Source organism: Aeromonas sp. (assembly GCF_050633025.1).
GTDB lineage: Bacteria > Pseudomonadota > Gammaproteobacteria > Enterobacterales > Aeromonadaceae > Aeromonas.
The window spans coordinates 1-4782 of the sequence record NZ_JBODRQ010000190.1; the positions used below are offsets into that span (position 1 = coordinate 1).

The following is a 4782-nucleotide window of genomic DNA, read 5'->3' on the forward strand; positions in this document are numbered from 1 at the left end:
GGGCCATTCGCTCTACGCCCTCTCCAACATGGGGCACGCCAGCATCGATTGGTTGGAGCAGCATCAGGATTTCTGGCGCTTTTTCAGCGGCAAGGTGGTCTCGGCGCGGGTGCGAATGATGAAGCCTGAGCCGGATATCTACCGCTATCTGCTGGTGTCGTTCGATCTGAAACCGGCAGAGTGCATCTTCATCGATGACAGTCCCGCCAACATCGCGGCCGCCGAGGCCCTCGGTATCAGGGGGATCGTCTTTACCGACGCGGTGAGTTGCCGCAAGCAACTGGGTGGGTTGGGCTGTTTGCCCGCCATCAGCAAGGGGTGATGCCCCTCTAGGAGCACTATGGAGCACGGCCGGTTTCGCAATTGGCTCACTCACTATCCCGAAGCGATTCTGATCATCGCCTGCAAGGATGGCAGTGGGTATCAGCTCTGTATCGAGGCTGAAGGGGAGAGCCTCTGTCTGACGGACAGCGAGGGAGGGTGCCTGACTTTCACTTCGCTGGATCAGGTGCAGGGTTTCTTGCGAGCCCATCTGGTTCATCAGGCAAAATTGCGCATTTATGACGTTCAAAACACTGATTTAACAGCTGAATCACAGGAAATAATCATCAAGTTTTAATTTTAATCAGACTCTTTAAGGGTCTATTCAGCTTGTTTCCAGCACAATATAGTACCTGTTCATCATCCGGAGCGGTTTAATGGGTGCCAATGTTGTTGTACTGGATCTGGGATATGATCACTCTTTTCAAGCCAGGGAACAGCTGTTGATTGAGAGACTGGCAAGTTTTGACGAGCTGATAGTCTCTTTTTCGGGGCGGTTGGAATCCTGCTACAGCATCGATCTGTGCCGTGCCAGCGGTGTCAAGATCCGTGCCATTACCCTCGATAACCCTACCCGCAGTCGCAGTGAAGTGGCTCGTGCCCGGCGTTATTGCCAGCGTTATGGCATTGAGCACTGGGTCATCAAGAGTGACGAGATCGTCTTTTATGATCGCTGGCCCCATGTAGACGGGCTGATCGACCCGGTTCGCTGCATTGGTGAGCATGTGCAGCATTGCCCCGAGTGGGCGCAACTGCCGTTGTTGATCCCGGCTGCGGTGGAGGAGCAGACTGATTATTTGGCCCAGTTCGGTTCCTTGCCAGCCAATACCCTCTGGCTTTTTGCTGATAATGGGGTGACGAGCCGCGATTTTCGCTATGGCTTCAACAAGCGTCAGCTCGGTCGTTGGGGCAAGGGGGGCAACGGTTGCCTCAGTGATCGCTTCACCAATCCAGGACTGCTTGAACTGCGCTATCTGCGGATGGTAGATCAAGCCGAGCAGATGCTGGCCGACATGGGGCTGGACGAGGCGCAGGTCTTTTTCCATACCCTGTGCGATGGTCATACCACTCTGGCCCGGGTGAGTCTTCCTGGGCATCTACGCGCCCAGGCCTTCGATATGCAATCAGATATCTTGTCCGCCCTCAAGGCGACCGAGTTTGACCTAGTGACCCTGGATATGGCGCAACAAGATCGGCACGATTTCGCTCTCTAGCTTGCGGATGAGCTATGCGGATGCCAGAACGTGAGTGCAGTCATAGGCAAGGGGCGATGGGACTGTTTATACTGTCGCCCTTTCACCCGTTACCGAGTGTTCATGCCATGAAATTTTTCTCCCGTCTGCTGGTTGCTCTCTGTCTTTCGCCCGTGTTGGCGCAGGCAGCTCCTGTTACTCAGGTGACGCTGCCTGATGGCCGTCAAGTGCAACTGAACGATGACTTCACCTGGGAGTATCTGGTGGTCAAGCCCGCCGAGCCCGTCAAGGTGCTGGCCGAAGGGGCGAAAGCGGGTGCTGTGGTCGCGGTAGCGGCCCCCGTGCTGACCGATCAGGCTAAGGCTAATCCGGAACTGCTTGCCCAGATGGCGCGCGATGGTGTTGTGGTCAGGCTGGACAAGATCGAGGGTTCTGACCCGCTGGAGCTGACCTTTATGGTGAGCAATACCGGCACCCGCAATGTAGTCGGGGTGCGTGGCATGGTGACCCTGTTCAGTGCTGACGGAGTGCAGTTGAGCCGTCAGGAGGCCCGTTTCTGGGTCGCCGAGAACCGTCTGCCGGAGACCTACCTGCGCAAGGGACAGGAGCGTCCATCACTGGCCCTCGAGGTTGCCCGTCCGGCTGGATTGACCGGTCAGCCGCTGGTGCGGGTCGAAATTGACGAGGTAGTCTTCCGCTGATTTGGCGTTGTTCCGGCCCATGCAAACCGTGTGGGCCGGCAACTTGTTGCCGCTGACACCACCTGTAATATCTGCTTACATCTGACACGGTTCTGCAACAGCTTGCCGCTCGGCAAACCGGGAAGCTGGCCGCACAATGACTCCATACCAGCTCGCTAGCAACGAGCTCAATCACATGGAGTTATCATCATGAATAAAGTAACACTCTCTCTTCTGGTTCTGGCCGGGCTTGCCTCTACTTCCGTCTTGGCTGAAGATGCCTTCAGCTACGCCAAGGGTTCTGCTACCTGGGCTCGCACTAAATCCGACTATCTGAGCAACAATGTGCTTTTCCCCCGTGATGCCAGCAAGCAGGGCTCTCGCGACTTTGGCGGTATTACGCTGGATCTTTCCAAATCGTTCTCCAACAACTTCTACGGCCGTTGGCTCGCCGAGGGTACCTCCGCCCAGAACGGCAATGACAGTATGGGGATCGGTAGTCTGGGTATCGGAGTCTTCACCCCGCTCAGCACTGGCCTGAACCTGTATGGTGAAACCGGTTTGATGGGCTACACCCTGGAGCGCGAGCAGGCTTATGACGTCAAGGGCTGGGATCTGGTGAACCGCAAGAGTAGTGGCAGCATGTACGGTGAAGTGGGCCTGCGCTACGACATCGGCGACATCGAGCTCTCCACCGCTTATCGCTACGCCAACATGACCGACGATATGCACGACTTCAAGGTGGGCGGTGCCTACAAGCTCAACCAGAACTGGGCGCTGACTGCCGATTACACCTATCGCAACTGGAATGTGCAAAAAGGTTCCATCTCCAGCCTGGGTGTGAAGTACAGCTTCTAATCCCCCTTCCCGTAGTCCGTAGTGTCTTGATTTTTACCCATGGCGTTCGCCATGGGTTTTTTCTTTTTCCGGTGATCCTTTTTTCTCCTTGTGTCGTATCAGTCGCAAATAGTTATACAACTTTAATTTTTTTGTATAACTGCTATAACTGAATCAATGCTTATACAAGGAGCGCCATCATGTACAAGATTAAAGTTGGTATCAGTGCCTGCCTGCTGGGACAAGAGGTACGTTTCGATGGGGGCCACAAGCGCTCCAGCTTCTGTGAACGGGATCTTGGCGCTCACTTTGACTATCACCCCGTCTGTCCCGAGATGGCCATTGGCCTGGGGGCGCCCCGTGCCGCCATCCGGCTGGTCAAGCGCAACGGCGAGATCCGCGCCGAGGCGAGCAACGGTAGCTTCGATGTCACCGAAAAGCTGATTGCCTTCAGCGAGCAGAAGGCACGTCAGCTCGACTTTATCTCCGGTTATATCCTCTGTGCCAAATCACCCAGCTGCGGTATGGAGCGGGTCAAGGTCTATGGCGCCAACAACGAGGGGAGCGCCAAGGAGGGGATTGGCCTCTTTGCCAAGGCGTTGATGGAGGCCAACCCCTTGTTGCCGGTGGAAGAGGATGGCCGCCTGTGCGACCCCATCCTGCGGGAGAACTTCGTGCTGCGAGTCTTCGCCTACCACGACTGGCAGCAACTCTGCGCCCGCGGCATCACCGCCTCTGCGCTGATCCGCTTCCACTCTCGCTACAAGTATCTGGTGCTCTCCCATGCCACCACCCACTACCGCATCCTCGGCAAGCTGCTCGGCAATCTGGGCAAGTCCACCAATTTGCAGGAGGTGGCCGACAACTACATCAAGGTATTGATGACGGCGCTGACTCTGCGAGCCAACCGCCGCAGTCACACCAATGTGCTGATGCACCTGCAGGGCTACTTCAAGCGGGTGCTGACCCCGGCCCAGAAGCAGGAGCTTGCCGATACCATCGACAAGTACCGCACCGGCATCTTCCCCTTGCTGGTGCCGCTCACCCTGATCCGTCACTACCTGCGCGAGTACCCCAATCCCTATCTCGCCGAGCAGGTTTATCTCAATCCGCACCCCGATACGCTGAAATTGCGTTACGGGCTCTGAGAATGCTGTTTTGTAGGGTCGAGCAGGTCTATCTCGACCTTCACTCCGGCACGCTCAAGCTGCGTTACGGGCTCTGAATCCGTTCTGTTGCCCCGGCGCATGGTTTGCGCCGGGGCGCTTCACCCCTCTGTTTGATGGACGTTGTATGTCTGATTTATCGCAAGAAGTTGCTCCTCTGGCTGATGAGGGGATCTACCCCATTCGCGAGGTCTCCCGCCTCACCGGCGTCAACGCCGTGACCCTGCGTGCCTGGCAGCGCCGCTATGGTCTGGTACAACCGGCCCGCACCGAAAAGGGCCACCGCCTCTACAGCGAGCAGGATATCCGCCAAATCGGCGAGATCCTGAGCTGGCTGGAGCGGGGAGTGAGTATCGGGCAGGTGAAGGGGCTCTTGAGCGAACCCCATTCCGAGCCGGTGAGCGATCACTGGCAGCAAACCCTGGAGCAGTTCAGTCAGGCGCTGCTTGCTTTCAACCAGCGCAAGGCGGAGGCCGAGCTTAACGACCTGCTGGCGAGCTACCCGTTCGAGCTGGTGCGCAGCCGGGTACTGCAACCGCTGGTGGAGCAGTTGCTGGGGCTGTGGCGCGAGCGGCCCGATGGCGA

The 4782-nt window shown here is 57.1% G+C and carries 7 protein-coding genes; all 7 read left to right on the top strand.

Annotated elements, in window-relative coordinates; all coding sequences use genetic code 11:
* Nucleotides 1-322, top strand: a 322-nt coding sequence (locus ACRAUW_RS16820) for an HAD family hydrolase (RefSeq protein WP_431363193.1), incomplete at its 5' end; no start/stop codon positions are given.
* Between the two features lie 18 nt (nucleotides 323-340).
* Complete coding sequence (locus ACRAUW_RS16825) at nucleotides 341-619, top strand: DUF6482 family protein (RefSeq protein ID WP_431363194.1); 279 nt, start codon at nucleotides 341-343, stop codon at nucleotides 617-619.
* 79 nt (nucleotides 620-698) lie between these two features.
* The gene (locus ACRAUW_RS16830; RefSeq protein ID WP_431363195.1) at nucleotides 699-1535 is read left to right on the top strand and encodes a hypothetical protein; all 837 of its coding nucleotides are present in this window, start codon (nucleotides 699-701) and stop codon (nucleotides 1533-1535) included.
* Nucleotides 1536-1642: 107 nt separating this feature from the next.
* The gene (locus tag ACRAUW_RS16835; RefSeq protein WP_431363196.1) at nucleotides 1643-2215 is read left to right on the top strand and encodes a DUF3157 family protein; all 573 of its coding nucleotides are present in this window, start codon (nucleotides 1643-1645) and stop codon (nucleotides 2213-2215) included.
* Between the two features lie 189 nt (nucleotides 2216-2404).
* The gene (locus ACRAUW_RS16840; RefSeq protein WP_431363197.1) at nucleotides 2405-3052 is read left to right on the top strand and encodes an autotransporter; all 648 of its coding nucleotides are present in this window, start codon (nucleotides 2405-2407) and stop codon (nucleotides 3050-3052) included.
* 179 nt (nucleotides 3053-3231) lie between these two features.
* Nucleotides 3232-4179, top strand: a complete 948-nt coding sequence (locus tag ACRAUW_RS16845) for a YbgA family protein (RefSeq protein ID WP_431363198.1) — start codon at nucleotides 3232-3234, stop codon at nucleotides 4177-4179.
* 145 nt (nucleotides 4180-4324) lie between these two features.
* Nucleotides 4325-4782, top strand: a 458-nt coding sequence (locus tag ACRAUW_RS16850) for a MerR family transcriptional regulator (RefSeq protein WP_431363199.1), incomplete at its 3' end; no start/stop codon positions are given.

Coding starts and splice junctions, on each gene's coding strand:
- ACRAUW_RS16825 (WP_431363194.1), top strand. CDS start 341: ATGGAGCACGGCCGGTTTCGCAATTGGCTCACTCACTATCCCGAAGCG.
- ACRAUW_RS16830 (WP_431363195.1), top strand. CDS start 699: ATGGGTGCCAATGTTGTTGTACTGGATCTGGGATATGATCACTCTTTT.
- ACRAUW_RS16835 (WP_431363196.1), top strand. CDS start 1,643: ATGAAATTTTTCTCCCGTCTGCTGGTTGCTCTCTGTCTTTCGCCCGTG.
- ACRAUW_RS16840 (WP_431363197.1), top strand. CDS start 2,405: ATGAATAAAGTAACACTCTCTCTTCTGGTTCTGGCCGGGCTTGCCTCT.
- ACRAUW_RS16845 (WP_431363198.1), top strand. CDS start 3,232: ATGTACAAGATTAAAGTTGGTATCAGTGCCTGCCTGCTGGGACAAGAG.